21 protein-coding genes are annotated in these 23,109 nt (G+C 69.6%); 13 read left to right on the top strand and 8 right to left on the bottom strand.

Features of this window, described 5'->3' with window-relative positions; genetic code table 11:
• Positions 1-44 precede the first annotated feature (44 nt).
• The 3 genes from ABD346_RS25540 to ABD346_RS25530 are packed head-to-tail and all read left to right on the top strand — an operon-like array spanning position 45 to position 3,585.
• Positions 45-569 (top strand): PadR family transcriptional regulator, encoded by a 525-nt coding sequence (locus ABD346_RS25540; protein WP_344378020.1) that lies wholly within the window; start codon positions 45-47, stop codon positions 567-569.
• Positions 566-1,258, top strand: a complete 693-nt coding sequence (locus ABD346_RS25535) for an ABC transporter ATP-binding protein (RefSeq protein WP_344378018.1) — start codon at positions 566-568, stop codon at positions 1,256-1,258. Before ABD346_RS25540 ends, ABD346_RS25535 begins: the two co-directional genes overlap by 4 nt.
• Positions 1,255-3,585 carry an ABC transporter permease gene (locus ABD346_RS25530; protein ID WP_344378017.1) on the top strand — a complete coding sequence of 777 codons (2,331 nt, stop codon included), beginning with the start codon at positions 1,255-1,257 and terminating at the stop codon, positions 3,583-3,585. The genes ABD346_RS25535 and ABD346_RS25530 overlap by 4 nt, the downstream gene beginning before the upstream one ends.
• A gap of 48 nt (positions 3,586-3,633) precedes the next feature.
• Here ABD346_RS25530 and ABD346_RS25525 read toward each other — a convergent pair whose 3' ends face one another.
• Positions 3,634-4,593, bottom strand: coding sequence for a hydrogen peroxide-inducible genes activator (locus tag ABD346_RS25525; RefSeq protein WP_344378016.1), 960 nt, complete (start codon positions 4,591-4,593; stop codon positions 3,634-3,636).
• Positions 4,594-4,737: 144 nt separating this feature from the next.
• On the opposite strand from ABD346_RS25525, the gene ABD346_RS25520 reads away from it, so the two are divergent.
• Together ABD346_RS25520 and ABD346_RS25515 are read left to right on the top strand one after the other, a co-directional pair.
• Positions 4,738-5,292 carry a peroxiredoxin gene (locus ABD346_RS25520; protein WP_053726283.1) on the top strand — a complete coding sequence of 185 codons (555 nt, stop codon included), beginning with the start codon at positions 4,738-4,740 and terminating at the stop codon, positions 5,290-5,292.
• A 3-nt stretch (positions 5,293-5,295) separates the two neighbouring features.
• The gene (locus tag ABD346_RS25515) at positions 5,296-5,838 is read left to right on the top strand and encodes an alkyl hydroperoxide reductase (RefSeq protein WP_189968561.1); all 543 of its coding nucleotides are present in this window, start codon (positions 5,296-5,298) and stop codon (positions 5,836-5,838) included.
• Positions 5,839-5,909: 71 nt separating this feature from the next.
• Here ABD346_RS25515 and ABD346_RS25510 read toward each other — a convergent pair whose 3' ends face one another.
• The 4 genes from ABD346_RS25510 to ABD346_RS25495 all read right to left on the bottom strand — a co-directional run bounded on the left by ABD346_RS25510 (position 5,910) and on the right by ABD346_RS25495 (position 11,228).
• Positions 5,910-7,313: an AI-2E family transporter gene (locus ABD346_RS25510; RefSeq protein WP_344378012.1), complete on the bottom strand. Its 1,404-nt coding sequence runs from the start codon at positions 7,311-7,313 to the stop codon at positions 5,910-5,912.
• A 169-nt stretch (positions 7,314-7,482) separates the two neighbouring features.
• Positions 7,483-8,184 (bottom strand): aggregation-promoting factor C-terminal-like domain-containing protein, encoded by a 702-nt coding sequence (locus tag ABD346_RS25505; RefSeq protein WP_344378011.1) that lies wholly within the window; start codon positions 8,182-8,184, stop codon positions 7,483-7,485.
• A gap of 385 nt (positions 8,185-8,569) precedes the next feature.
• Positions 8,570-9,892, bottom strand: coding sequence for an RNA 5'-3' helicase PhoH2 (phoH2, locus tag ABD346_RS25500; protein WP_189968567.1), 1,323 nt, complete (start codon positions 9,890-9,892; stop codon positions 8,570-8,572).
• A 574-nt stretch (positions 9,893-10,466) separates the two neighbouring features.
• Positions 10,467-11,228 carry an isoprenyl transferase gene (locus ABD346_RS25495; RefSeq protein ID WP_189968569.1) on the bottom strand — a complete coding sequence of 254 codons (762 nt, stop codon included), beginning with the start codon at positions 11,226-11,228 and terminating at the stop codon, positions 10,467-10,469.
• Positions 11,229-11,364: 136 nt separating this feature from the next.
• Between ABD346_RS25495 and mgrA the strand changes: the two genes are divergently transcribed.
• Positions 11,365-12,402 carry an L-glyceraldehyde 3-phosphate reductase gene (mgrA, locus tag ABD346_RS25490; protein ID WP_344378007.1) on the top strand — a complete coding sequence of 346 codons (1,038 nt, stop codon included), beginning with the start codon at positions 11,365-11,367 and terminating at the stop codon, positions 12,400-12,402.
• Positions 12,403-12,770: 368 nt separating this feature from the next.
• Here mgrA and ABD346_RS25485 read toward each other — a convergent pair whose 3' ends face one another.
• Both ABD346_RS25485 and ABD346_RS25480 read right to left on the bottom strand, forming a co-directional pair.
• Positions 12,771-14,318 (bottom strand): DUF2079 domain-containing protein, encoded by a 1,548-nt coding sequence (locus ABD346_RS25485; protein WP_344378006.1) that lies wholly within the window; start codon positions 14,316-14,318, stop codon positions 12,771-12,773.
• A gap of 19 nt (positions 14,319-14,337) precedes the next feature.
• Positions 14,338-15,135 (bottom strand): class I SAM-dependent methyltransferase, encoded by a 798-nt coding sequence (locus ABD346_RS25480; RefSeq protein WP_344378004.1) that lies wholly within the window; start codon positions 15,133-15,135, stop codon positions 14,338-14,340.
• A gap of 46 nt (positions 15,136-15,181) precedes the next feature.
• Between ABD346_RS25480 and ABD346_RS25475 the strand changes: the two genes are divergently transcribed.
• Positions 15,182-15,565, top strand: a complete 384-nt coding sequence (locus ABD346_RS25475; RefSeq protein ID WP_344378002.1) for a DUF192 domain-containing protein — start codon at positions 15,182-15,184, stop codon at positions 15,563-15,565.
• On the opposite strand, the gene ABD346_RS25470 is transcribed toward ABD346_RS25475, so the two are convergent.
• Positions 15,555-16,337: a hypothetical protein gene (locus tag ABD346_RS25470; protein WP_344378001.1), complete on the bottom strand. Its 783-nt coding sequence runs from the start codon at positions 16,335-16,337 to the stop codon at positions 15,555-15,557. The two genes, ABD346_RS25475 and ABD346_RS25470, sit on opposite strands and share 11 nt — an antisense overlap.
• Before the next feature lie 471 nt (positions 16,338-16,808).
• On the opposite strand from ABD346_RS25470, the gene ABD346_RS25465 reads away from it, so the two are divergent.
• The 6 genes from ABD346_RS25465 to ABD346_RS25440 all read left to right on the top strand — a co-directional run bounded on the left by ABD346_RS25465 (position 16,809) and on the right by ABD346_RS25440 (position 23,093).
• Positions 16,809-17,423 carry a Uma2 family endonuclease gene (locus ABD346_RS25465; protein ID WP_344378420.1) on the top strand — a complete coding sequence of 205 codons (615 nt, stop codon included), beginning with the start codon at positions 16,809-16,811 and terminating at the stop codon, positions 17,421-17,423.
• Between the two features lie 276 nt (positions 17,424-17,699).
• Positions 17,700-18,104 (top strand): DUF6507 family protein, encoded by a 405-nt coding sequence (locus ABD346_RS25460; RefSeq protein WP_344377999.1) that lies wholly within the window; start codon positions 17,700-17,702, stop codon positions 18,102-18,104.
• Complete coding sequence (locus ABD346_RS25455) at positions 18,101-20,389, top strand: hypothetical protein (protein WP_344377998.1); 2,289 nt, start codon at positions 18,101-18,103, stop codon at positions 20,387-20,389. The genes ABD346_RS25460 and ABD346_RS25455 overlap by 4 nt, the downstream gene beginning before the upstream one ends.
• Positions 20,386-21,405: a hypothetical protein gene (locus ABD346_RS25450; protein WP_344377997.1), complete on the top strand. Its 1,020-nt coding sequence runs from the start codon at positions 20,386-20,388 to the stop codon at positions 21,403-21,405. The genes ABD346_RS25455 and ABD346_RS25450 overlap by 4 nt, the downstream gene beginning before the upstream one ends.
• A gap of 37 nt (positions 21,406-21,442) precedes the next feature.
• On the top strand, positions 21,443-22,084 hold the full coding sequence (locus tag ABD346_RS25445) for a hypothetical protein (RefSeq protein WP_344377995.1): 642 nt from the start codon (positions 21,443-21,445) through the stop codon (positions 22,082-22,084).
• 43 nt (positions 22,085-22,127) lie between these two features.
• Positions 22,128-23,093 (top strand): DUF6177 family protein, encoded by a 966-nt coding sequence (locus ABD346_RS25440; protein ID WP_344377993.1) that lies wholly within the window; start codon positions 22,128-22,130, stop codon positions 23,091-23,093.
• Positions 23,094-23,109 lie beyond the last annotated feature (16 nt).

Genomic DNA, 23,109 nt, shown 5'->3' with positions numbered 1-23,109 from the left:
AACTCCCTTACAAATAGCGGTAGTTGAGAGGAAAGGAACACCCCATGTCCATCGGCCACACCCTCCTCGGGCTCCTTGAGTCGGGCCCACGCCATGGGTACGACCTGAAGCGCGCCTTCGACGAGAAGTTCGGGCACGACCGCCCGCTGCACTACGGGCAGGTCTACTCGACGATGTCCCGGCTCCTGAAGAACGGCCTCGTCGAGGTCGACGGCGTGGAGGCGGGCGGCGGCCCCGAGCGGAAGCGGTACGCCATCACCGAGGCCGGCGTCACCGACGTCGAGACGTGGATCCGGCAGCCGGAGAAGCCCGAGCCCTACCTCCAGTCGACCCTCTACACCAAGGTCGTGCTCGCCCTGCTCACCGGCCGCGACGCGGCCGACGTCCTGGACACCCAGCGCGCCGAACACCTCCGCCTGATGCGGGTGCTCACCGACCGCAAGCGCCGCGGCGATCTCTCCGACCAGCTGATCTGCGACCACGCCCTGTTCCACCTGGAGGCCGATCTGCGGTGGCTCGAACTGACCGCCGCCCGCCTCGTCCAGCTCGCCACGGAGGTACGCGCATGACGCCCGCCGGCTCCCTTCTCGTCGCCCAGGACCTGCACAAGGCCTACGGCCCGACGCCGGCCCTGGACGGTGCCGAGTTCTCCATCCACCCCGGCGAGGTCGTCGCGGTGATGGGCCCCTCCGGCTCCGGCAAGTCGACGCTCCTTCACTGTCTCGCCGGGATCGTCACCCCGGACTCCGGCAAGATCTTCTACGACGGCCGCGAGCTGTCCGCGATGTCGGACGCCGAGCGCAGCGCGCTGCGCCGCACCGAGTTCGGTTTCGTCTTCCAATTCGGCCAGCTGGTACCGGAGTTGACCTGCGTCGAGAACGTCGCCCTGCCGCTGCGCCTGACCGGCGTCAAGCGCAAGGAGGCCGAGCGCAGGTCCCTGGAGTGGATGGAGCGCCTGGAGGTCGCCGACCTCGGGAACAAGCGCCCCGGCGAGGTCTCCGGTGGTCAGGGCCAGCGGGTGGCCGTGGCCCGCTCGCTCGTGACCCAGCCCCGCGTCGTGTTCGCCGACGAGCCGACCGGCGCGCTCGACTCGCTCAACGGCGAGCGCGTCATGCAGCTCCTGACCGAGGCGGCCCGCTCCACCAACGCGGCCGTCGTCCTGGTCACCCACGAGGCCCGGGTCGCCGCCTACTCCGACCGCGAGATCGTCGTACGCGACGGAAAGTCCCGCGACATGATGCTGGAGCACTCCGTATGAGCCTGCTCCGCGATCTCGCCCTCGGCGCCCGGTTCGCCCTGTCGGGAGGCCGTGAGGGCTGGACGCGCACGCTGCTCACCGCGGTCGGCGTGGGCCTCGGCGTCGCCCTGCTGCTCGGCACCACCGCGCTGCCGGGCGCGCTGAACGCCCGCACCGCCCGCGACAACGCCCGCAACGACTACGGCGCCTCCGTCGACGGCGGCCCCGCGGCGGACACGCTGCTGATCGGGCGCGCGGACTCGCGGTACCGGGGTGCCGACGTGCGCGGCCGGCTGGTCCAGGCGGAGGGCGCCAAGTCGCCGCTGCCGCCGGGCGTCTCGGCGCTGCCGGCCCCCGGCACCATGGCCGCCTCGCCCGCCCTGCGCGACCTGCTCGCCTCGCCCGACGGCAAGCTGCTGCGCGAGCGCATCCCGTACAGAATCAGCTCGACCATCGCCGACCAGGGCCTGATGGGCCCGCACGAACTCGCCTACTACGCGGGCAGCGACACCCTGAAGCAGCGCAAGGACACGACGGACGACGTCGGCGAGGTGATGCGCGTCCACGCGTTCGTCGACAAGCAGCAGGAGAAGCTCGACCCGGTCCTGGCACTGCTCATCGTGATCATCTTCGTGGTGCTGCTCATGCCGGTCGGTGTGTTCATCGCGGCCGCCGTACGGTTCGGCGGCGACCGGCGCGACCGGCGGCTCGCGGCGCTGCGGCTGGCGGGCGCCGACCGCCGGATGACCCGCTGGATCGCGGCGGGCGAGGCGCTGGCCGGCGCCGCGGTCGGGGTCGTGGTCGGCGCGCTGTTCTTCGTGATCGGCCGGCAGTACGTCGGCGACATCTCGGTCGCGGGGCTCAACGTCTTCCCCTCCGACATCGACCCGAACCCGCTGCTCGCGGTGGGCGTGGCGATCGCGGTGCCCGCGTCGGCGGTCGCCGTGACCCTGTTCGCGATGCGCTCGGTGGTCGTCGAACCGCTGGGGGTCGTACGTGCCTCGGTGCCGCGCAGGCGGCGCATGTGGTGGCGGGTCCTGCCGCCGCTCGCCGGGCTCGGCCTGCTCGTTCCGATGATGGGCCGCGGCCGCGACCGGGGGATGTTCAACCAGGGCCAGGTGATCGGCGGCACCGTCCTGCTGCTCGTCGGCGTCACCGCGCTGCTGCCCTGGCTGGTGGAGGCGGTCGTGCGCAGGCTCGGCGGCGGCCCGGTGGGCTGGCAACTGGCCGTACGCAGGCTCCAGTTGACGTCCGGTTCGGCGGCCCGGATGGTCAACGGCATCGCGGTGGCGGTGGCCGGGGCGATCGCCCTGCAGATGCTCTTCGGCGCCGTCGAGGGCGACTACGTCAAGGCGAGCGGCGAGGACACCAGCCGCGCCCAGCTGGTCGTCCCGCTCGCCGCCTCCGACCCCGCCCGGCAGTCCGGCGAGCTCCAGACCCTGAAGGCCACCGAGGGCGTGACCCACGCGGTGGTCCTCGGCTCCCTGAATGGCGGAGACAAGGCCAAGGACCCGGAGCACTACACCCCCGTCACGGTCGCCACCTGCGCGGATCTGAGCGAGGTCGCCACCCTGCCCAGCTGCAAGGACGGGGACACCTTCACCGCGACCGGCGGCGACTACCCGTACGACAACATCGCGAAGCCCGGCAGCACGATGTACCTCGACCCGGCACTGGGCGGGTCCCGGACCAAGGCAGCGGCGGTCGCCTGGACGCTCCCGGCGGCCACCAGGGACGCCCCCTCCCGGCCCGACCCGCAGGGCCAGCGCCGCACCGGCCTCCTGGTCACCCCGGGCGCGCTCCCGCAGCACGCGAAGCTGCCGACGCGCTCCACCGTGTACGTCTCGACGGCCCCGGACGACGCCCTCGCCAAGGAGCGGGTCCTGAACGTGGCGAGCCAGGCCGACCCGCTCACCTCGGCGCGCTCGCTGAACGACACCCAGACGTCCGGCCGGTTCGCCGGGGTACGCAAGGGCCTGTACATCGGGGCGGCAGCGGTGCTGATGCTGATCGGAGCGAGCCTGCTCGTCTCGATGCTGGAGCAGCTGCGCGAGCGCAAGAAGCTGCTGTCCGCGCTGGTCGCGTTCGGCACCCGGCGCACCACGCTGAGCTGGTCGGTCCTGTGGCAGACCACGGTGCCGGTCGCGCTCGGCCTGGTCCTCGCGGCAGCGGTGGGCCTGGGCCTCGGCTCGGTGCTGCTGCGGATGGTGGGCCGCTCGGTGACCGTCGACTGGGTCCCGGCGGTGTCGATGGTGGGCATCGGCGCGGGCGTGGTCCTCCTGGTCACGGCCCTGTCACTGCCACCGCTGTGGCGCTTGATGCGGCCGGAGGGCCTGCGCACGGAGTAGGCGGTGCCTGAACTCACCTCGCTCCAAGGAGAGTTCAGGCACATCACCTCACTTCGACACCCGTACGGGAAGATCGCGCAACGCGCCGCGCAGGGCCGCCGCGAACTCCTCGAACTCGCCCTGGCGAGCGGCACCCGTCCGCATCGCCAGGGCGATCGTGCGCGAGGGGGCGGGCTCCGCGAAGTACCCGGTGACGAGCCGGTCGTTGCGCCCCGTCTCGATCTCCACGGCGGTGCGCGGCAGAAGGGTCACCCCGAGGCCGCCCGCGACCAGCTGCACCAGCGTGGAGAGCCCCGCGGCGGTCGTCGTGACCGGCGCCCCCTCGGTGCGCCCTGCCTCCCGGCAGATGTCGAGGGCCTGGTCGCGCAGGCAGTGGCCCTCGTCGAGGAGCAGCAGATGCAGTTCGCGCAGGGCCTCGCGGGGGATGCCGCTGCGGCCGCCGAGCCAGTGGTCCTGCGGGGTGACGAGCACGAAGTCCTCGTCGAACAAGGGGAGTTCGCTGACCCCGGGCACCCCGAGCGGCACCGCGAGCAGCAGGAGGTCGAGCCGCCCGGCCGCCAGCCCTTCGAGCAGCGAGGAGGTCTGTTCCTCGTGGACCTGGAGGTCGAGCTCGGGGTAGCGCTCGTGGACGAGCCGCAGCACGGCGGGCAGCAGATAGGGCGCGACGGTCGGGATCACGCCGAGCCGGAGCACCCCGGTGAACGGCGCGCGCACCGCCTCGGCCTCCTCCATCAGCTCGCCGACCGCGTCGAGGACCGCCTTGGCCCGCACCGCGAGCCGCTCCCCCGCCGGCGAGAGCAGCACCTTGCGGGTCGTACGCTCCAGGAGCTGCACGCCGAGCGCCTCCTCAAGGGCCGAGACCGCCCCGGAAAGGGCGGGCTGGCTCATGCCGATCGCGGCAGCGGCGTCCCGGAAGTGCAGATGTTCCGCGACGGCCGCGAACGCGCGCAGCTGCGCCAGGCTGGGCTGCTTGGCCCGGTTGCTCGTGCCTCTATTACTTGTGGCCACTGATAGGCACCTCCGATCACGCTGACCCAGTCTAGCTATTTCACTGATCAATGCTCTCTGTGCCAGGATCGGCAATCCGTCCAACCCCGCAGGAAGCTTCCCGAATCCGCTCGATCCGGACTTCCTCGTTTGCAAGGAGAGCGCGTGCTCACTGTTGGTGACCAGTTCCCCACGTACGACCTGACTGCCTGCGTGTCGCTGGAGAGCGGCAAGGAGTTCCAGCAGATCGACCACAAGACCTACGAGGGCAAGTGGCGCGTAGTTTTTGCGTGGCCCAAGGACTTCACCTTCGTCTGCCCGACCGAGATCGCCGCGTTCGGCAAGCTGAACGACGAGTTCGCCGACCGCGACGCCCAGGTCCTCGGCTTCTCCGGTGACTCCGAGTTCGTGCACCACGCCTGGCGCAAGGACCACCCGGACCTGACCGACCTGCCGTTCCCGATGCTGGCCGACTCGAAGCACGAGCTCATGCGTGACCTCGGCATCGAGGGCGAGGACGGCTTCGCGCAGCGCGCCGTCTTCATCGTCGACCCGAACAACGAGATCCAGTTCACGATGGTGACCGCCGGTTCCGTGGGCCGTAACCCCAAGGAGGTCCTGCGGGTCCTCGACGCCCTGCAGACCGACGAGCTGTGCCCGTGCAACTGGACCAAGGGCGAGAACACCCTGGACCCGGTCGCGCTGCTGGCCGGTGAGTAACCCATGTCCCTCGACGCGCTGAAGTCCGCCGTACCGGACTACGCCAAGGACCTGAAGCTGAACCTCGGCTCGGTCATCGGCAACTCCGAGCTCCCGGCCCAGCAGCTGTGGGGCACGGTGCTCGCCACCGCCATAGCCTCGCGCAGCCCGATCGTGCTGCGTGAGCTGGAGCCCGAGGCGAAGGCGAACCTGTCGCCGGAGGCGTACACGGCCGCCAAGTCGGCCGCCGCCGTCATGGCGATGAACAACGTCTTCTACCGCACCCGCCACCTGCTCTCCGACCCGGAGTACGGCACGCTGCGGGCCGGTCTGCGGATGAACGTCATCGGCAACCCGGGCGTGGAGAAGGTCGACTTCGAGCTGTGGTCGCTCGCCGTCTCCGCGGTGAACGGCTGCGGCCAGTGCCTCGACTCGCACGAGCAGGTCCTGCGCAAGGCCGGTGTCGACCGCGAGACGATCCAGGAGGCCTTCAAGATCGCCGCAGTGATCACGGCCGTGGGCGTCACGCTGGACTCCGAGGCCGCGCTGGCCGCTTCGGCCGAGTAGTTCGCGCACGTACGTCGGAAGGGCCCCGCCGGTATCCCACCGGCGGGGCCCTTCTGCATGCCTGCGGCGGGCTACTCCCGGTCGGTGGCGACGGGCACGGGTTCGGCGGCCGGGGCCTCCTCGGCCGCGACGGCACTGCGCAGCGCGTTCTCACGGGCGTACGCCCGCAGATATCCGACGACCGTGTTGGTGACCGCGACCAGCGGGACGGCGACGACGGCGCCGCCGATGCCGGCGACCATGCCGCCGGCGGCCACCGAGAGCACCACCGCGAGCGGGTGCACCCGCACCGCGCGCCCCAGGATGAAGGGCTGCAGGACGTGCCCCTCGATCTGCTGCACCGCGAGGACCACGACCAGGACCATCAGGGCGTTGAACACCCCGTCGGTGACGAGCGCGACCACGACCGCGAGCGCGCCCGAGATGACGGCGCCGACCAGCGGGATGAAGGCGAACAGGAAGATGAACACGGCGAGCGGCACCGCCATGGGCACGCCCAGGAAATAGATGCCGACGCCGATGCAGATCGCGTCGATCAGAGCCACTATCACCGTGCCGCGCACATACGCGGTGAGCGTGCGCCAGGCCTTCGGGCCCGCCCCCGCGACACCCGGACGGGCCGCGGCCGGCACCAGCTTGAGCACCCACTGCCAGATCTTCGGGCCGTCGTAGAGCAGGAACAGCGTCGAGAACATCGCGAGCAGAATGCCGGTGAGCACCTCGACGAGGACGGTCACACCCTGGAGCCCGGCCGAGGTGATCTCGTTGGTGTTGGCCCCGATGGTGTCGCTGAGGTTCTTGGCGATCTGGTTGATCTGGTCCTCGGTGACATGGAACGGGCTGTTCAGCGCCCAGCGCTTGAGCTCCTCGATGCCGTCCCGCACCTTGTTGGACAGGTCGTCGAGGTTGTCCATGACCTGCCAGACCACGAACCAGCCGACGAGCCCCATGACGACGAACCCGGAGATCGCGGTGACCGCGGTCGCCACCCCGCGCGGCAGCCCCATCCGCTTCAGGCGGGCGACGGTGGGCTGGAGCAGCGCGGTGATCAGGAGGGCCGCGACGAAAGCGAGCACCACGAGCGCGATCGCGCTGATGACCTGCGTCAGTACGTAGAGGGTTCCGGCAAGGACGAGCAGCCGCCAGCCGACCTCGGCCGCGACGCGCATGCTCCACGGCACGGCGAGCACCGGATCGGGCCGGGCGGCGACGGCGGGCGCGTACGAGGGCGGCGGCGGTACGTGGTCGGGGGCGTGGTCGCCCGAAGGCGCCACCGGCACCGGGGACTTGCCCTCGGTCGTCTTCGGCCCGGGCCGTGCGGGGGGCTCGGCCGCGGGAGGGGCCATCGCGGGATCGACGACCACCGGACCCGCCTCGGCATCGGCTTCCGCCTCGGCCCGGCGCTCGTCCAGGCGCTCGCCCATCCGGGTCAGTCCGGCGCCTAGCCGTCCGAGCAAACTGGGCACTCTCGACATGATCTGGTCGTTTCCCTTTCCCCCACCGCTGAGTCTCCCCACCGCTTCCCCCCGAGCCGTCCGGACCTGACCGTACACGGGCGAAGCCCCGCACCGAAGGACGGTGCGGGGCTCCGAAAGGTTGAGCGGCTCCGGCCGGTTTCTTACCCGGCCGAGGGCCAGCCGCTGCCTAGTACCAGCTGTGGGCCTGCCAGAAGCTCCAGGCGCCGCACGGGCTGCCGTAGCGGTCGTTCATGTAGCCCAGGCCCCACTTGATCTGGGTGGCCGGGTTGGTCTGCCAGTCGTCACCGGCGGAGGCCATCTTGTTGCCGGGCAGCGCCTGGACGAGGCCGTAGGCACCGGAACCGCTGTTGGTGGCCTGGAAGTTCCAGCTCGACTCGTTGTTCACGATGTTGCTGAAGCACTGGAACTGGCCCGCGGGCACGATCTGACGGGCGATCGCCTGCACGTCGGCTATCGAGTACGAGCTCTTGACCGCGAAGTCCGTCCGGGCGGCCGAGCGGCTGGCGGCCTGGGTCTCCAGGTCGCGGGCCTTGGCGTCCTTGTCGGCCTTGTCCTTGTCGGCCGCGTCCTTCTTGGCCTTGGCGTCCTCGGCGGCCTGAACGCGCGCGGCTTCCTCGGCGGACTTCTTCGCCGCGGCACTTGCCTGCGCGGACTGGGCGTCCGCCTGCTGCGTCAGGGACGCGGTCTGCACCTGGGCCTGCTGGCCGGCGGGGATGTCCGCGAGAAGCGTCGTATCGGCTGCGGTGGCCTCGAAGTTGTCGTTCGAAGCGGCAGCGGGGCTTCCTGCGGCAACGCCGACGACGGCGCCAACGGTGGTGACCGCAGTGGCAGACGCCACCGCGAATCCCCGGACCGAGATCCGGCTCACACGGTTTCCTTCCAGCAGCGTCCGCACGGGTGACCTCGCGGACGCAATCGTGCCCCTGGCTCTCTCCTCCCAACTACTGGGCCACGGGAGGAACTGACCCGATGGGCAACTCCCTTGCGGGAAGTGCCGCGTGATGCGCGGGCGGCATACGGCTCAGCTATTGAGTTGCGAGGGTACGGAGATACCCGGGGTACAGGGGTGCCGTATGCGGGGCCTGACGGATGCAAGACTCTGCCGGAAGCCGATGCCGCGAGGCAATTCCCCGTTGCGTGTGAAACCTCACACCTCGTTCGCCCCAGTAGTTTTTATCAATCCCGCCCACAAGAAGGCGCCGCCCGGCTAGGCTGCTGCGCTCGCCGGACGGCGCCAACTGGTGCGTACTGCCTCAGATGGAGACGTCCTCCAGCATTTCGGTCACCAGGGCGGCGATCTGCGAACGCTCGGACCGGGTGAGGGTGACATGCGCGAACAGCGGGTGCCCCTTCAGCTTTTCGACGACCGCCACGACACCGTCGTACCGGCCGACCCTCAAGTTGTCGCGCTGGGCCACGTCATGGGTGAGCACCACCCTCGAATTGGCCCCGATACGGGACAGAACGGTCAGCAGGACGTTCCGTTCCAGCGACTGCGCCTCGTCCACGATCACGAAGGCGTCGTGCAGCGAGCGCCCCCGGATGTGGGTGAGCGGCAGGACTTCGAGCATGCCGCGCGAGGTGACCTCCTCGATGACCTCACGGCTCGTCACCGCGGACAGCGTGTCGAAGACGGCCTGGGCCCAGGGGCCCATCTTCTCGGCCTCGGACCCCGGCAGATACCCGAGCTCCTGCCCGCCCACCGCGTACAGCGGCCGGAAGACCATGACCTTCTTGTGCTGCCTGCGCTCCAGGACGGCTTCGAGGCCCGCGCAGAGCGCGAGCGCCGACTTGCCCGTGCCGGCCCGGCCTCCCATCGAGATGATCCCGACCTCGGGGTCGAGCAGCAGGTCGAGCGCGATCCGCTGCTCGGCACTGCGGCCGTGGATGCCGAACGCCTCCCTGTCGCCCCGGACCAGCTTGACGTTCCCGTCCGGCGAGACCCGCCCGAGCGCCTTGCCGCGCTCGGAGAGCAGCACGAGCCCGGTGTGGACGGGAAGCGCGGCGGCCTCCGGAACGTAGAGCGTCTCCTCCTCGAAGAGCAGGTCCACCTGCTCGCCGCTCAGCGGCAGTTCGGCCATTCCGGTCCAGCCGGAGTCGGTGATGGCGAGCTCGGCGCGGTACTCCTCGGCGAGCAGGCCGACCGACGACGCCTTGATCCGCAGCGGCAGGTCCTTCGACACGACGGTGACGTCGTATCCCTCCGCCTGGAGATTGCGGGCGACGGCGAGGATCCGGGAGTCGTTGTCCCCCAACCTGTAGCCGGCGGGCAGTACGCCGGGATCGGAATGGTTCAGCTCGACACGGAGGGTGCCGCCGAGCTCCCCCAACGGGATGGGGGCGTCGAGACGTCCGTACCGGACCCGGAAGTCGTCCAGCAGGCGCAGCGCCTGCCGGGCGAAGTAACCGAGCTCGGGATGGTGCCTCTTGGCCTCCAGCTCCGTGACCACGACGATGGGGAGCACCACTTCGTGCTCCTCGAACCGTGTCATCGCGTTGGGGTCGGCCAGCAGGACGCTGGTGTCGAGGACGTAGGTGCGCCGGTCGGGCATGCGGCGCTTTGTGCTGGTCACCACGGAAGGACGTACCCCCTCTTAAGAGGCGCATGAGATCGGGGTGCGACGGCGTCGCGGAAACGGGGACCGGGCTTCGACCGCGCTGCGCGGGCCGAGCTCCGGCCCTCCACGTCGCCCGCGCGCGGTGCGCGGTCGTCCTGGTGCAAAGGGCCTCCCGGGCGAGCGGCGCTGATGCCGCTCACTGAGATACGACGTCCGTGGACCGGACATCGACCTGGGTGGGTTATGCCCTCGAACACGCGAAGCCATGCCCCGTCATATGCCTGGAGTTCCCACTGGGGCTCCGCCCCGGACCCCGTTCGCGCCCGAAAGGCGCTCGTCCTCAAACGCCGGACGGGCTGGAGGTGCCTGTACCCGGCGTAGTCAGGGGTGCGGGGAACTGCGCGACCAGCCACCGACAGCCCGCAGATGACCGGCACTCAGCACGTCATGGGGTTCCCCTGCCCCTTAAGGCCTTGGGGGAGTTTGAGGACGCTCGCCGCAGGCGGAGGGGCGGGCAGCGCAAAGCCGGACGGGACCACCACGAGCCCGTCCGGCGTTTGAGGACAAAGGGGGTTGAAGCGGGACCCACCCCTCAGGTGCCGTACCTCCGGTGCCGCGCCGCGTAGTCGCGCAGGGCTCGCAGGAAGTCGACCTTGCGGAAGGCGGGCCAGAACACTTCGCAGAAGTAGTACTCGGAGTGTGCGGACTGCCAGAGCATGAAGCCGGACAGACGCTGCTCGCCGCTGGTGCGGATGACCAGGTCGGGGTCGGGCTGCCCCCGCGTGTACAGGTGCTCCGAGATGTGCTCGACGTCGACGATCTCGGCGAGCTCCTCGAAGGACGTGCCCTTCGAGGCGTGCTCCAGGAGCAGGGACCGGACCGCGTCCGCGATCTCCTGGCGGCCGCCGTAGCCGACGGCGACGTTGACGAGTATCCCGTCGATGTCGTGCGTGGCCTGCTCGGCCTCCTTGAGGACCGCCTGGGTGTGCCCGGGCAGCAGATCCGCGTTGCCGACGTGGTGCACGCGCCAGCGCCCGTCCGCCGCCAAGTCCCGTACCGCGTCCTCGATGATGCCGAGCAGCGGGATCAACTGGTCCTCGGGGCGGTCCAGGTTGTCGGTCGAGAGCAGCCAGAGGGTGACGACCTCGACGTCCGTCTCGGCACACCAGCCGAGCAGCTCCTGAATCTTGCTGGCACCGGCCTGGTGGCCCTGCTCGGGGCTGCGGGCCGACGCCTTGGCCCAGCGCCGGTTGCCGTCCAGGATGACGCCGATGTGCTTGGGCACCTGGTCGTGGTCGAGGCGGCCTTCCACCCGGCGCGCATAGAGCCTGTACACCAGGTCGCGCAAACTCACCGATTCCACCCTCTCGTTGCCTTCCGGGGGCCCGCCGCCGCCCCGCACACCGGCCGCCCCAGGGAAAGCACAGTACTGCGGACGGGCGACGGCGGCCCAACTCGGTCTGTCACAAGTCCGTGATAAGCAGGGAAACGTGACTGAATCGCTCCGCTTCCTCGCCGCCCCGGACCGCTACGACTCCATGGAGTACCGCCGGACCGGCCGCAGCGGCCTCAAGCTCCCCGCCGTCTCGCTCGGCCTGTGGCACAACTTCGGCGACGACCGCGCCCTGGATTCCCAGCGCGCGATCCTGCGCCGCGCCTTCGACCTGGGTGTCACCCACTTCGACCTGGCCAACAACTACGGCCCGCCGGCCGGCTCGGCCGAGCTGAACTTCGGCAAGATTTTCGGCCAGGACTTCGCCCCGTACCGGGACGAGCTCGTCATCTCGACCAAGGCCGGCTATCTGATGCACCCCGGGCCGTACGGCGAGTGGGGTTCGCGCAAGTACCTGCTGTCCTCGCTCGACGCCTCGCTCGGCCGCATGGGCCTGGACTACGTCGACATCTTCTACTCGCACCGCTTCGACCCGGAGACGCCCCTGGAGGAGACGATGGGCGCGCTGGCGTCCGCCGTCCAGCAGGGCAAGGCGCTGTATGTGGGCGTCTCCTCCTACAACAGCGAGCAGACCGCCGAGGCCGCCCGCATCCTGAAGGAGATGGGCGTCCCGGCCCTGATCCACCAGCCGTCGTACTCGATGATCAACCGCTGGACGGAGGACGACGGGCTGCTCGACACCCTGGAGGCGGCCGGCATGGGCTGCATCTCCTTCGTGCCGCTCGCCCAGGGCCTGCTCACCAACAAGTACCTGAAGGGCATCCCGGAGGGCTCACGGGCCACCCAGGGCAAGTCCCTGGACCCGAACCTGCTGAGCGACGAGGTCGTGCGCCGCCTGGGCGGCCTGAACGACATCGCGTCCCGGCGCGGCCAGTCGCTCGCGCAGCTGGCGCTGGCCTGGGTGCTGCGCGACCCGCGGATGACGTCGGCGCTGATCGGCGCGTCCAGCGTGAAGCAGCTGGAGGAGAACGTGGCGGCGCTGGCCGGACCGGCGCTCACCGACGCGGAGTTGAAGGAGATCGACGTCTTCGCCGTGGACACCGAGGGCACCAACATCTGGGCCCGGCGCGGCTGAGACGGATGAGGGCCGGAGGCGGTCAGTCCTGCCCGGTACGGACCCGGCCCGGCCCCGGGAAAGAAAAAACGGGCCGGTCCGTGGGGGGGATACGGACCGGCCCGAGGGGGGGTTTCCACCATAACCCTTCGTAAGTGATGCTGGGTGCCACGGCGCTCCGGAACTACGCTCCGAAACCGGCCCAGTACGGATTCCCGGTCCCCCGCAGGGGTGACCGCCACTGCGCACCCGGCCTTGACCGTGCAGGTCAGATGGGTCGCGGCCGGGTCTCGGCACCGCTCGACGACGGATTTCGCCGCCCGGAAATCGCGCCCCGTGTGCTTCACCCCACTGGGTCAAGGCAGGACGCGCCGGGTGACCGTCCGGTGTCAGCGCGTGTGCGAAGCCCGCTCGGCGCGGCGCAGCAGAGAGATCCCGTCCGCCTCGGCCACCCGTACATATCCGTACTTCGCGAGCGCGAGGGCGTACTCCTGATCCTGGCGGGGCGCCGGGTAGGGCCAGGTGCCGCGCGGGTAGGGCCAGGACTCCGGCGGGACGCGGTCGTAGGCGATCCATTGCGCGGTGGGGCGCGGGATGGGCCCGTCCGTCTCGTACAGCTTCCAGCGCACCGGGAAGGTCGGGAACAGGACGACCGTGGTGCGTGAAGTCAGCTGTGGGACAAGGCGGTTGGAGGCCGCGACGGTCACGCCGTCGGGGATGCGGCGCAGCAGGTCGCGTGCCGCGGTGACGTGGGGATTGGTGCGCCAGGTGGAGCGGTGGGCGATCTGGGCGAGGGGGAAGGAGGGGACGAGGGCGAGCGTCACCGCCGCCACTGTCATCAGCGAGGCCCGTACGTGACGCCGGGTCAGCGGGCCGCCGTCGGCGGCGTACGGGCGCAGCGCGTCGGTCAGGGCCGCGAACACCACGGGCATCAGGACGGCCGTGTAGTGGAAGGCGGTCCCCCAGTGGAAGACGTTGGTGGACAGCATCCGCCAGCCCAGCGTGGGCAGCGCGATCAGGGCCAGCGGCGAGCGCAGGGCGATGAGCGCGGCCGGCGCGAAGACGAGGACGAGGGTGGTCGCCTTCACCTCGGGGCGTACGGCGTCGAGCGGCGCGAGGGCGAGCGTGGCGAGCAGTGAATGGTGGGCGGGTGCGAGGTTCGCGGCGTGCGCGTAGGCGCCCGCCGGGTTGAAGAACGGCATCAGGACCTTGAATTCGAGCGCGCTGCCCACCAGGCCGGTCACGGCGGTCGCGATGCCGAGCCGGCGCGGGCCCCGCCAGGCGACGTACGCCCCGATCGCGGCCAGCGTGAGCCCGAGGTCCTCCTTGACGAGGAGCAGCGGCACGGCCCACGCGATCGCGCGCCGCCAGCACCTGCGGGCCAGCGCTTCGAGGGCGTACGAGACGAGCGGGACCGCGAAGCACACCTCGTGGAAGTCGAAGCCGACGGCCGACGCGATGCCCCAGCTCAGCCCGTATCCGAAGGCGACGACATGAGCGGCCCGGCGGCCGAGGACCCGCGCGGCCTGCCGGGCGAGCGGCACCACGGCGAGCGCGAGCAGCGCGGCCTGCGCGAGGAGCAGCGTGTACGGCGAGGGGAAGAGGCGGTACAGGGGGGCGAGGACGGCGAGCACGGGGTGGAAGTGGTCGCCGAGGAGGTTGAAGCCGTCGCCGCGCAGGGGGGAGACGGGCGCGTGGAGGTGGGCGTAGGCGCGGACGGCCTGCTCGAAGATGCCGAGGTCGTAGCCGGTGGTGCGGACCAGCGCCTGGCGGCGGCCCGAGACGGTCGCGTACAGGAGGAAGAGCGCGGCGGCCCACCCCCACCACAGGAGGGCGGGCCGGCCGATGCGTACGCGAGGGATGCGGGAGAGGGTGGGTACGGGCGGGATCGGCAGCCGGCTGCGCCGCCCTACCCTTTGGTCAGCAATTGTCCCCATACATCCGGATGCTAGGGCCTCAGCGGGTCGGCCTCAGGGGCTTGCGCGCCTCGATCAGGAAGCGTGTCGTGTGCGCGACGAAGGGGCCGTCGGTACGGATCTGCTCGTCGAGCGCCTTCAGCTGGTCGCGGTACTCCTCGACGGTGAAGCCCGGCACCATCCAGATCACCTTGCGCAGGAAGTAGACGACGGCGCCGATGTCATTGAATTCGGTACGCAGCTTCTCCAGGCGCAGATCGACGACCTCGAGGCCCGCGCTCTCCGCCTCCTTGCGCGCCTTGCCCGGGTCGCGGCCGCCGCGCACCTCCGGCGGCTGCGGCCCGAGGAAGTACTCGACGAGCTCGAACACACTGGCCGGGCCCACCTGTTGGGAGAAGTACGTGCCGCCGGGCGACAGGACGCGGGAGATCTCGGACCACCAGGTGGTGACGGGATGCCGGCTGACCACCAGGTCGAAGGCTCCGTCGGCGAACGGCAGCGGGGGCTTGTCCTCGTCGGCGACGACCGCCACTCCGCGCGGGTGGAGCAGGCCGGTGGCGCGGGCGACGTTCGGGGGCCAGCCCTCGGTGGCGACGGCGAGCGGCGGCAGCTGGGGCACGGCGGCGAGGACCTCGCCGCCGCCGGTCTGGATGTCGAGGGCGGCGGTGGCTCTGGCCATCCGCCCGGCCATCGACCGGGCGTACCCCCACGACGGCCGCTCCTCGGTGGCCCGGCCGTCGAGCCAGGAGAAGTCCCAGCCGTCGACGGAGACGGACGCGGCCTCGTCGATCAGTTCCTCGAAGGGGCGGTTGTTGTGGTTCCTGATGTTTCGGCCCATGTTGCGGACCCTACGCGGCGGCCCCGTGAGCCACTACCGTTTATCCATGGGCCGATGGAGGGACGGAACGGGCACGCTGAGCGTGCTCGACGGCGCCGGGACGGCGGTTCCGCTGGAGATCGCGGCGTCCTACCGGGCCCGGACGCGGGGCCTGCTCGGCCGGGACGGCATCGAGGGCGCGCTCCTGCTGACCCCGGCGAGCAGCGTGCACACCTTCCGGATGCGCTTCGCGATCGACGTGGCCCATCTGGACCGCCGGCTGCGTGTGATCGCGGTCCGCACGATGAGACCGGGCCGCCTCGGCGCGATCCGGCCGCGCGCACGGCACGTCCTGGAGGCGGAGGCGGGCGCGATGGAGGCGTGGGGCCTGCGGCCGGGCTCCCGGCTGGCCATCGCGGCCGGCCCGGCCGGGCAGGATCTCAGGACTTGAGCTTGGCCGCCTGCGCAACGGCGAGCCGGTCGGGAATCTGCGGCGTGTCGCCCCCGCTGACATCAACCGCGTAATAGGTGACAACGGTGGTCCCGCTCCGCACCACCTGAAAAACCATGGGCACGGGGTCGCCCTGGGCCACCCCCATCAACTCGTACGCGACGGCCTCGTCCCCCGCCGCGGGCGCGGGCAGCTCCTTGACCTCGGTGAAGACGGAGGGCTCCAGGTCACCGCCCTTGGTACGGAACCCGTCGGAACAGGCATCAATGGCGGTACGCAGCCGGGCAAGCACGTCCGCGGCCCCGGCCGGATGCGAACCGAGCACCTCCGTGACAACAGTCTGATCGGCCCGCCCGTCCTCGGAGGTGTCGACGAGGCGCCGGTAGACGGTCGCGGAGGGGGCGGGCTCGGGGGTGCCGTTGATGACGGACACGAAGGGCATGCACGCAGCCTTGGCCGTACGGGAGCTGCCGGTCGGGGTGCCGCCCTCCAGGGGCTCGGCCGCGAAGCCCTCGACGTCGCCGGTCATGAGCGCGGCGGCGGTGAGCTGCTCACTGCTGAGCGCGCCGTCGGCCTTGACCTGCGGGGTGGTGTCGCTCGCGCGAGGTGCGGGCGGGGCGGCCCCGCTCGCGCCGGCCGCGGCCGCGGTCTCCCGGGCGGCCCCCTCCGCCCCCTTGCTCCCACTGGCGGGCCCGCACGCAGCCGCCCCCGCGAGGGCGATCAGACACACCCCAGCCGTCGCCGCACGGCTCCGTACCAGCCTTGGCTTCATACCCAGCACGGTAACAACCACGCCTGTGGATTGCCTGGGTCCCGGACGGGGGGATTCCGGCGGTCGCCTGGGGGGCGCCGGGGCGCCACCCTGGCAACACTCTTCGGCTACCCGGGTGCGAGCTCACCCCAACTCGCTTTGTCTATCGGCAAGTTGAAACACAGGACGGCGCGGCCCAATCCGGGCATCATCACCCGGCTCACGGGTCTTGCCGGACCCGGCCAACGCGTACATCGCCGTTGCCGGCCAGAAGCACCGCTCCGTCACCGACAGCCGCGATGCACCCCAGATCTTCATCCCGGCATCAAGGCCAGCCAGGCGGGCCACCTGCTGCGAGTCAGAGGTGAGGTATCACGCTGCGTTATCGCCAGCGAATGGCTTTGATCCACTGGCGGGCTCAGGGCTCCCCTCGGCGCTACGGTTGATGCAGGACCACTCCCCGTAGTCGCACGGAGGGCCGCGGTGACCGTCATGATCGACCGATCGACAGCCATAGACGCAGACGCGAATGCAGCCCAGACCGTCGCCTTCGAAGAGTTGCTGCGGGCTGTCGAGGAACTGAACACGCCGGACGGCTACAAGGCCGAGCTTGTCCGGGGGAAGATCGTCGTGTCGCCGTGGTCCAAGCTCCGCTACAAGATGCCCATGAAACGGCTCCGCCAGCAGCTTGAGCCCCACGCCCCCGCAGGGCACGACGTAGACGTCGCCCCGTTCCTCTTCACCTTCCCCTCTGCGGCGCGCGGCTACGGACCGGACCTGCACGTCGCAGACGAGGCGGCTTTCGAAGCCGAGGGACGGCATACCGACGGAGGCGCGCTCTCGCTGGTCGCCGAGTTCACGTCACTGTCCACCCGGGACGCGGACTGGGAGGAGAAGGTCGCCGTTTACGGTCAGCTGGTTCCGGTCTACCTGATGCTCGACATGCAAGCCTCCGAGATCACCTGCTTCTGGGACCCCTCACCCCATGGATACCGCTCACGGACTACCGCTCCGTTCGGCCGCCCCCTTCGCATCCCGGCCCCCTTCGACTTCGATCTCGACACGGCCGAGTTGGCGGTCACCCCGGACAAGGCTGGGCCTTCCTGAGACGCGGCCAACGCTGCACCACGGCGTGGATTACTGATCGCGGTCGCGCTGGCCTCTGCGCTTTCAAGATGTCTTCCAGCACGCGGACTTGGGGTCGTCCACATCGGCGAGCCGGACAGAGGCGAGTGAGGCCCCGCTCTTGGACGGGCCAAGGCGTGGCCTGAATCGCATTGCACGTGCAACGAGACCCTTGATAGTCGTAGTACCCAGGTATGTCAGTGGTGCGTATGAGGATGCATACCGACTACGGGGCTACGGGGTTGTGGGGGTTGGTTGATGACGGGGTGGGACATAACGCCGAGCGGGGTGGCGTCCATACTGTCGCTCGTCGGGCTTGCGGCAGATGACCTGAGCAAGGACATCAAGGGCTACGGCGAGAGCATGGTGGACGCCGGGCGCTTCGTGGGCACGATCAGCGGCCCGTACTGCGGGGTGCCGGTGGGGCCGGTGGGCGTGGCGGTGGCCGACTTCGCGTCCGACACGCAGGGCAGCATCCGGTTCATGGCTGCCCGTACGAAGAAGACGATGGACGGCACGGTCAAGGCCACGACCGAGTACGTCGGGGGCGACGTGGAGATGGCGGCGCAGGCGCAGCGCGAGGCGGCCAAGGCACCCACTCCGGAGGAACTGGCTGCAGTGGGCAAGGAGCCCGGTGGCAAGGGTGGGAAGCAGTCGGGATGATCGAGCCGAGTGAGATCCCGCAGTACACCGGCGACTTCGACAAGCTGGCCACAGCCGTCACGCACCTGCGCACATACGCCACGGGGATCCGGAACAACGGACAGGACGTGCACTCGCGTTTCCAGGCGACGGCCGGCTACTACAAGGCCCCGGAAGCCGAGCAGCTGTTCTCCTCGACGCGGCCGGTGATGGACACCGCCGACACGTTCGCCACGCACATCGAGTCCCTCGCCGACGCGCTGGACATCTTTACTGCCGAGGCCAAGCCGCACGCGGACCGGCTCAAGCAATTGAAGCTGGACGCGATCACTTTCGTCGGCGAGGTCCAGGGGGATGACGGCTGGACAAAGGACCAGAAGAAGGTCGACCGCGACAAGGCCCTGTGGGACGGCGTGAACGAGGCGCGCGCCGCGTTCCAGGACGCGGAGCGCCGCGCCGCGAACAAGATCGAGGCGATCGCCCCCGCGATATGCCGACCCACGTGGATCGTGGACGACGGCACGCACGCGAAGGGCATGTACGGCGAGAGCACCGCCATGCTCAAGGACATCGGGACCCTGCCCTGGGGCAGCCCCGACGAGCGCACGTACGAGCGCTGGAGCCTGGACTGGTGGGGCCACGGCGCCAAGAGCTGGGCCTGGGACGGTCTGGCCAAGGACAGCATCTGGGGCGGCATCGACGGCATCGGTACGCTGCTCGGATATCACGGCGAAGCCGCTCGCAACCAGGCCTGGGACGGGCTGCGCCGTACGGTCGTCGGCGGTTACGCGTACGGCATGGATCTGATCGGTGAGGGCGATCACCTGTCCAGCTGGCAACGCGACAGCAAGGCGTATGCGAAGGAGTTCGGCAAGCAGTTCGTCGCCTACGACATGCAGAAGAAGGATCCTGCCCGCGCGCACGCGGTGGTCTTCTTCAACCTGATCACCCTGGCTTCCGGTCCTGCTGCGGGCGTCGCGCGACTGGGCAAGGGCGGCACCATCGCGAAGGCCGCCGGCACCGTGGCGAAGATCGGTGATGTGCTCGACCCGATCTCCGGCAGCCTCAAGGCGGTCAAGGCTCTGTCGGACCTGCCCAAGGTCTCCCAGGTGCTGGCCAACGTGACCGACCACTTCCAGATACCGAAGTCGAAGTTTCCCGACGCCATCTTCGACCTGGACCACCGATACCGAGTGGGCGAGGACGGCAGGCTTATCCCGATCAACGCGGACGGCACGCCCAACCTGGCACCGGCGCCGCGCGGACACGAAGGGGACCTCGCGACGGGGGCGGGGCGTGGTGAGCGGGAACTTGCGGGTGTGGGTGCGGAAGGCCATGCGCATGGGGTAGCTGGCCGTGCGGGCGAGGGGCTGCCGCCACGGGGTAGCCACGAAACGCATGGGGGGAGTGGCAAGGACACCGGTCCCGCGGCGAACGGCCACGGCGGGCGAGAGAGCGACCACCCGACTGGGCATACCGAGCATGGGGAAGGTTCCGCGAGTCATCACGGTCCGGACCATGGTGGCAGCGGGGGCGCGGCCGACGATGGCCCGCACACACCGCACGGTCCCGGCGATGGCGGGACCGGGGGCGGCGACACCTCTGGTGGACATGGTGCGGCTTCGCCCGGGGGCGAAGGGCAGCCGATGGTCCGTGGAGGAGAGACGGAGCAACGGCTGCGGGATGCCGTCAAGGGCATCCCCGGAAAAGTGCGGCCGAATCCCAAGCTTCTTGAGAAGGTGATCGACCGGCTCACCACGGAAGCTGATGGACAGAGGGTCGCCGACATCATCGCTTCGGGCCAGTTCAATCAGAGCGACGAATTCGCCACGGTAGTGAAATCGCTCGGGGCAGGCAGGAAGCAGATGTTCCAGCCGGGCGCTGATCAACTCATCTTCGCCGACGACTTGGTGAAGAGCGGTGTGCCCGCGCATTCCATAGACTTCGAGCTCAAGCACCCGCCCGGTGCCGATGTGGACGTCCGTATCGCGGACGAGTCCGGCAAGGTTTACGCCTATCAGATGAAGCACCTCAACGACCCTGCTGACCAGGTTGGTGAGATCACCCGGCCGAAGTACCTGAACCAGTTGGCGATCGCCGAAGCGGACTACCGTGTGCTGCTTGTGGACGGCGGCCGGGGAACGCGCGCCGAATGGATGGCCAACGGTTCCTATGATGAACTCATGGCTGTCCGTCGTGACGTAGACCACCCGGAGAACCTAAAAATCACGTTCGTCATACGCCTCAAGGACGGAAACCTCGTCGTCCCGCCCGGAAGCAAACTCGACCCCAAGGACATACTGTGATCAACTCGTCAATGCCTGTGGGCGATTGGACTTGGGAGGTCGCGCCATCCTCCGGCGGGGTCCGGCCTGCCGCCCGGGCTGCGGAAGTCGCCCTCGAAATCTGGAACATTCTGGCCGAGCGGGATTTGGCGACCCCGGTCGGCAAGGTGGGTGTCTCCGTTCGATCCGCGGGCGACGTGCGGGACGTACTGATCGACGCCGCCGGTATGAACCTGGAGCCGGAGCCACTGGCCCCCGGAACCGCATTCGCGAGGGCCATGGACCAGGCGGAGTCGGTCGAGGAGGACTGCGTCGTCACCATCAGGGTCGAGTGCCCCGGATACTGGCTGGAGCGGGACGGCAAGTACCGAGCAGAGAAGCTGTTCACCATCCAGGTGACCCTCTGGGCACGACGCTCTCTGATGGTGACACTCGAGACCTATTCCGACGCGTGGTTGACCATCGACACCCGGGACCGGGAACAGCCCGAGGTACACGCTCTGAACGCGCCCCGTCTTGCTGGGGCCCTGGAGAGCATCTCGGCTCTGCTGGGCAGCGCGCCCGACCCCGGCGACGAGAACTACTTCGCGAAGCCGACCCAGGACGGATTCGAGGACGTCAGGATCGAAGGGCCTGCCTACGACGATGCCTGGGGGACGTTTGAAGTCCCGGACCAGTACCGGCGGTTGCGCTCTATGCTCCCGAAGTCCGAGGACGAGTACGAGTGCATCACGGATCACCCGGTGCGCTACCTCACCGCCGAGCGCGCCGGAGACGTGGTGGGATACCTCTGGGCTTCCGTCGCGGATGATGCGGCCGGTTTCGCGCCGCGAGTCGCCGTCGGTGACATCGCCTTCCAAGCGGGGGCCGGATGGCTGTTGGCCCTGAGGGAAGCCCACAGCCAAGGCCTGGCCCCGCTCGCCGCAATGGACTGGCTGGCCCGGCGACCGCCGCGGCCGGAGTTCGGCCTCATCACCGGGGCTGCCCGGGAGCTCGCATCTCTGGACGCGCTGGAAGAGCTGTCGGGCCGGTACTGAGGCTCGCGTGTCTGGCCCTTCCAAATCAGGAAACGCTATGTCTACATTGCCCCGCGCGCCGAAGGAGTGCGGTTCTTGGTACTGGGACCTCGGAGAGACTGTTCCGTCCGGCCTGGAATCCGCCCTCGCTGTTGCGGCGGGCGTCACCAATGTTCTCAAGCGGTTCGACCTAATGGATCCAGTGAAGCTGGAGTACGCCTGGTACGTGCTCGATGCGGGGCCTTCAGGCGTACGGAGCATGCTCTTCACACACCGACCTCTAGATGATCCAGACCTTCCTGGGAAGGTGCTTGGAAGCAGACCCGTCGCATTTCCCGATGCAGAAGTCGGTGATCTCCATATCGGTGGGGCAGGAACGTGGTTCGACGCTCCGGGGAAGGGCCGTAGGGAGTGGCTCATCGAGCTATCGGTTTCGCCGAATCTCTTCGGTGTGGCGGTGAACCTCGCAGTGCATCACGACATCTGGAGCCCGCTCGATTTCTCAGGGCGCCCGCAGCCAGAGGTGTTTTCGCGGAACGCACCGCGCCTCGCGGATGCGCTGCGCGAAATCACCGTTCTCCTCGGCGTCTCACCTGAGGTAGGGGAGCCCACTTACTTCGGCCACGCCGTCGAGTTCGGCATCTTCACCTCCGAGGCGCAGGAGGACGGCCTCGGTATCGATCTGACAGATCGCCTCTGATCGAGGCATCTGGCTCTCTGCCCCGTACTTCAGAAAGCAGTACATGACCCACGACGTCATCGCCCTCACCCCGGCCATGCCGGACACCAAGACGCTGCTCGCCGCGCTGCACGCGGGCGGTCCGGACCTGAGGGTGAACGGGGCGGCCAACGGCGCGGTCGCGCAACTGTGCCGTGCCAGCGGACAGCCCCTCGTCTCCATCGAAGCGCCCCGCTTCCTCCAAGTTCCGGGCGAAGCTGCACGGTTGCTCGGCATGGATGCCACTGCTCCGGTGTGGTGGACCGAGGTGCGTGGTACGAGCGCGGTCACGGAGGCTCGGCGGCTGGCAGGCTCGGTGGCAGGGCGGCTGGTCGCGGTGCTCGGCGGCACCACCTGGCCTCGCGAGGCCGCCCACACCGACGTCGTCGCCGTTCCCGACACCGGTCGAGCAGCCGAAGCAGTACTTGGGCCGACGGGCATCGACGTACTTACCGACAAGGCTGCCATCGTCATCCACGACCGCCCCATCGCCGCCGCCACCCCCTGGCTAGCCGACGTCATCCGCTTCACCACCGGCACCGGCCGCGAACTCCACCTCATTACCCCGCCCCGCGCCCGGCTCACCCTCCCCCTGCGCACGCTCCTGGACCACATACCCGGCCGCTGGGTCGTACAGGATCCCGAACACGGCTACTACGACGGCCTCACCGGATCCGAACTCACCTGGAACGACGGACACTTCACCCCGGCCGCCGACCCCGACGGGCGACCGCGCGTCGCATCGCCGTTCAAGCGCCCCCGAGCAGACGGCGAGAGCGAACGGCAGCTGGTGCTGTCGCTGCGCACCATCCACCCCGCCACCGACCACCTCGTCCTCGGCGGGGCCCTGGAGTGTGCCTGGCAGATGCTCACCGGCGCCGCGCCCGCCGGATGGTCCACGGCCGAGCCCGTCAACTTGCCCTGGTCACGTGGCCAGTTGACGGATCTAGCTGTATTGATCACGAGCGTTGTTAACGCTGGTTGGTCTTGATCATGGCGAAGACCTC

Origin of the sequence: Streptomyces mauvecolor (assembly GCF_039532965.1) — a bacterium.
Taxonomy (GTDB): domain Bacteria; phylum Actinomycetota; class Actinomycetes; order Streptomycetales; family Streptomycetaceae; genus Streptomyces; species Streptomyces violascens.
This window is presented reverse-complemented; position numbering and strand designations above follow the sequence as displayed.

What these genes read in the sequence shown, in the direction of transcription:
- ABD346_RS25470 (WP_344378001.1), bottom strand. Translation starts at nt 16,337, where the DNA reads ATGAAGCCAAGGCTGGTACGGAGCCGTGCGGCGACGGCTGGGGTGTGT.
- ABD346_RS25510 (WP_344378012.1), bottom strand. Translation starts at nt 7,313, where the DNA reads ATGTCGAGAGTGCCCAGTTTGCTCGGACGGCTAGGCGCCGGACTGACC.
- ABD346_RS25440 (WP_344377993.1), top strand. Translation starts at nt 22,128, where the DNA reads ATGACCCACGACGTCATCGCCCTCACCCCGGCCATGCCGGACACCAAG.
- ABD346_RS25475 (WP_344378002.1), top strand. Translation starts at nt 15,182, where the DNA reads ATGGGCCGATGGAGGGACGGAACGGGCACGCTGAGCGTGCTCGACGGC.
- ABD346_RS25485 (WP_344378006.1), bottom strand. Translation starts at nt 14,318, where the DNA reads ATGGGGACAATTGCTGACCAAAGGGTAGGGCGGCGCAGCCGGCTGCCG.
- ABD346_RS25455 (WP_344377998.1), top strand. Translation starts at nt 18,101, where the DNA reads ATGATCGAGCCGAGTGAGATCCCGCAGTACACCGGCGACTTCGACAAG.
- ABD346_RS25480 (WP_344378004.1), bottom strand. Translation starts at nt 15,135, where the DNA reads ATGGGCCGAAACATCAGGAACCACAACAACCGCCCCTTCGAGGAACTG.
- ABD346_RS25460 (WP_344377999.1), top strand. Translation starts at nt 17,700, where the DNA reads ATGACGGGGTGGGACATAACGCCGAGCGGGGTGGCGTCCATACTGTCG.
- ABD346_RS25535 (WP_344378018.1), top strand. Translation starts at nt 566, where the DNA reads ATGACGCCCGCCGGCTCCCTTCTCGTCGCCCAGGACCTGCACAAGGCC.
- ABD346_RS25445 (WP_344377995.1), top strand. Translation starts at nt 21,443, where the DNA reads ATGTCTACATTGCCCCGCGCGCCGAAGGAGTGCGGTTCTTGGTACTGG.
- ABD346_RS25465 (WP_344378420.1), top strand. Translation starts at nt 16,809, where the DNA reads ATGATCGACCGATCGACAGCCATAGACGCAGACGCGAATGCAGCCCAG.
- ABD346_RS25540 (WP_344378020.1), top strand. Translation starts at nt 45, where the DNA reads ATGTCCATCGGCCACACCCTCCTCGGGCTCCTTGAGTCGGGCCCACGC.
- ABD346_RS25515 (WP_189968561.1), top strand. Translation starts at nt 5,296, where the DNA reads ATGTCCCTCGACGCGCTGAAGTCCGCCGTACCGGACTACGCCAAGGAC.
- ABD346_RS25530 (WP_344378017.1), top strand. Translation starts at nt 1,255, where the DNA reads ATGAGCCTGCTCCGCGATCTCGCCCTCGGCGCCCGGTTCGCCCTGTCG.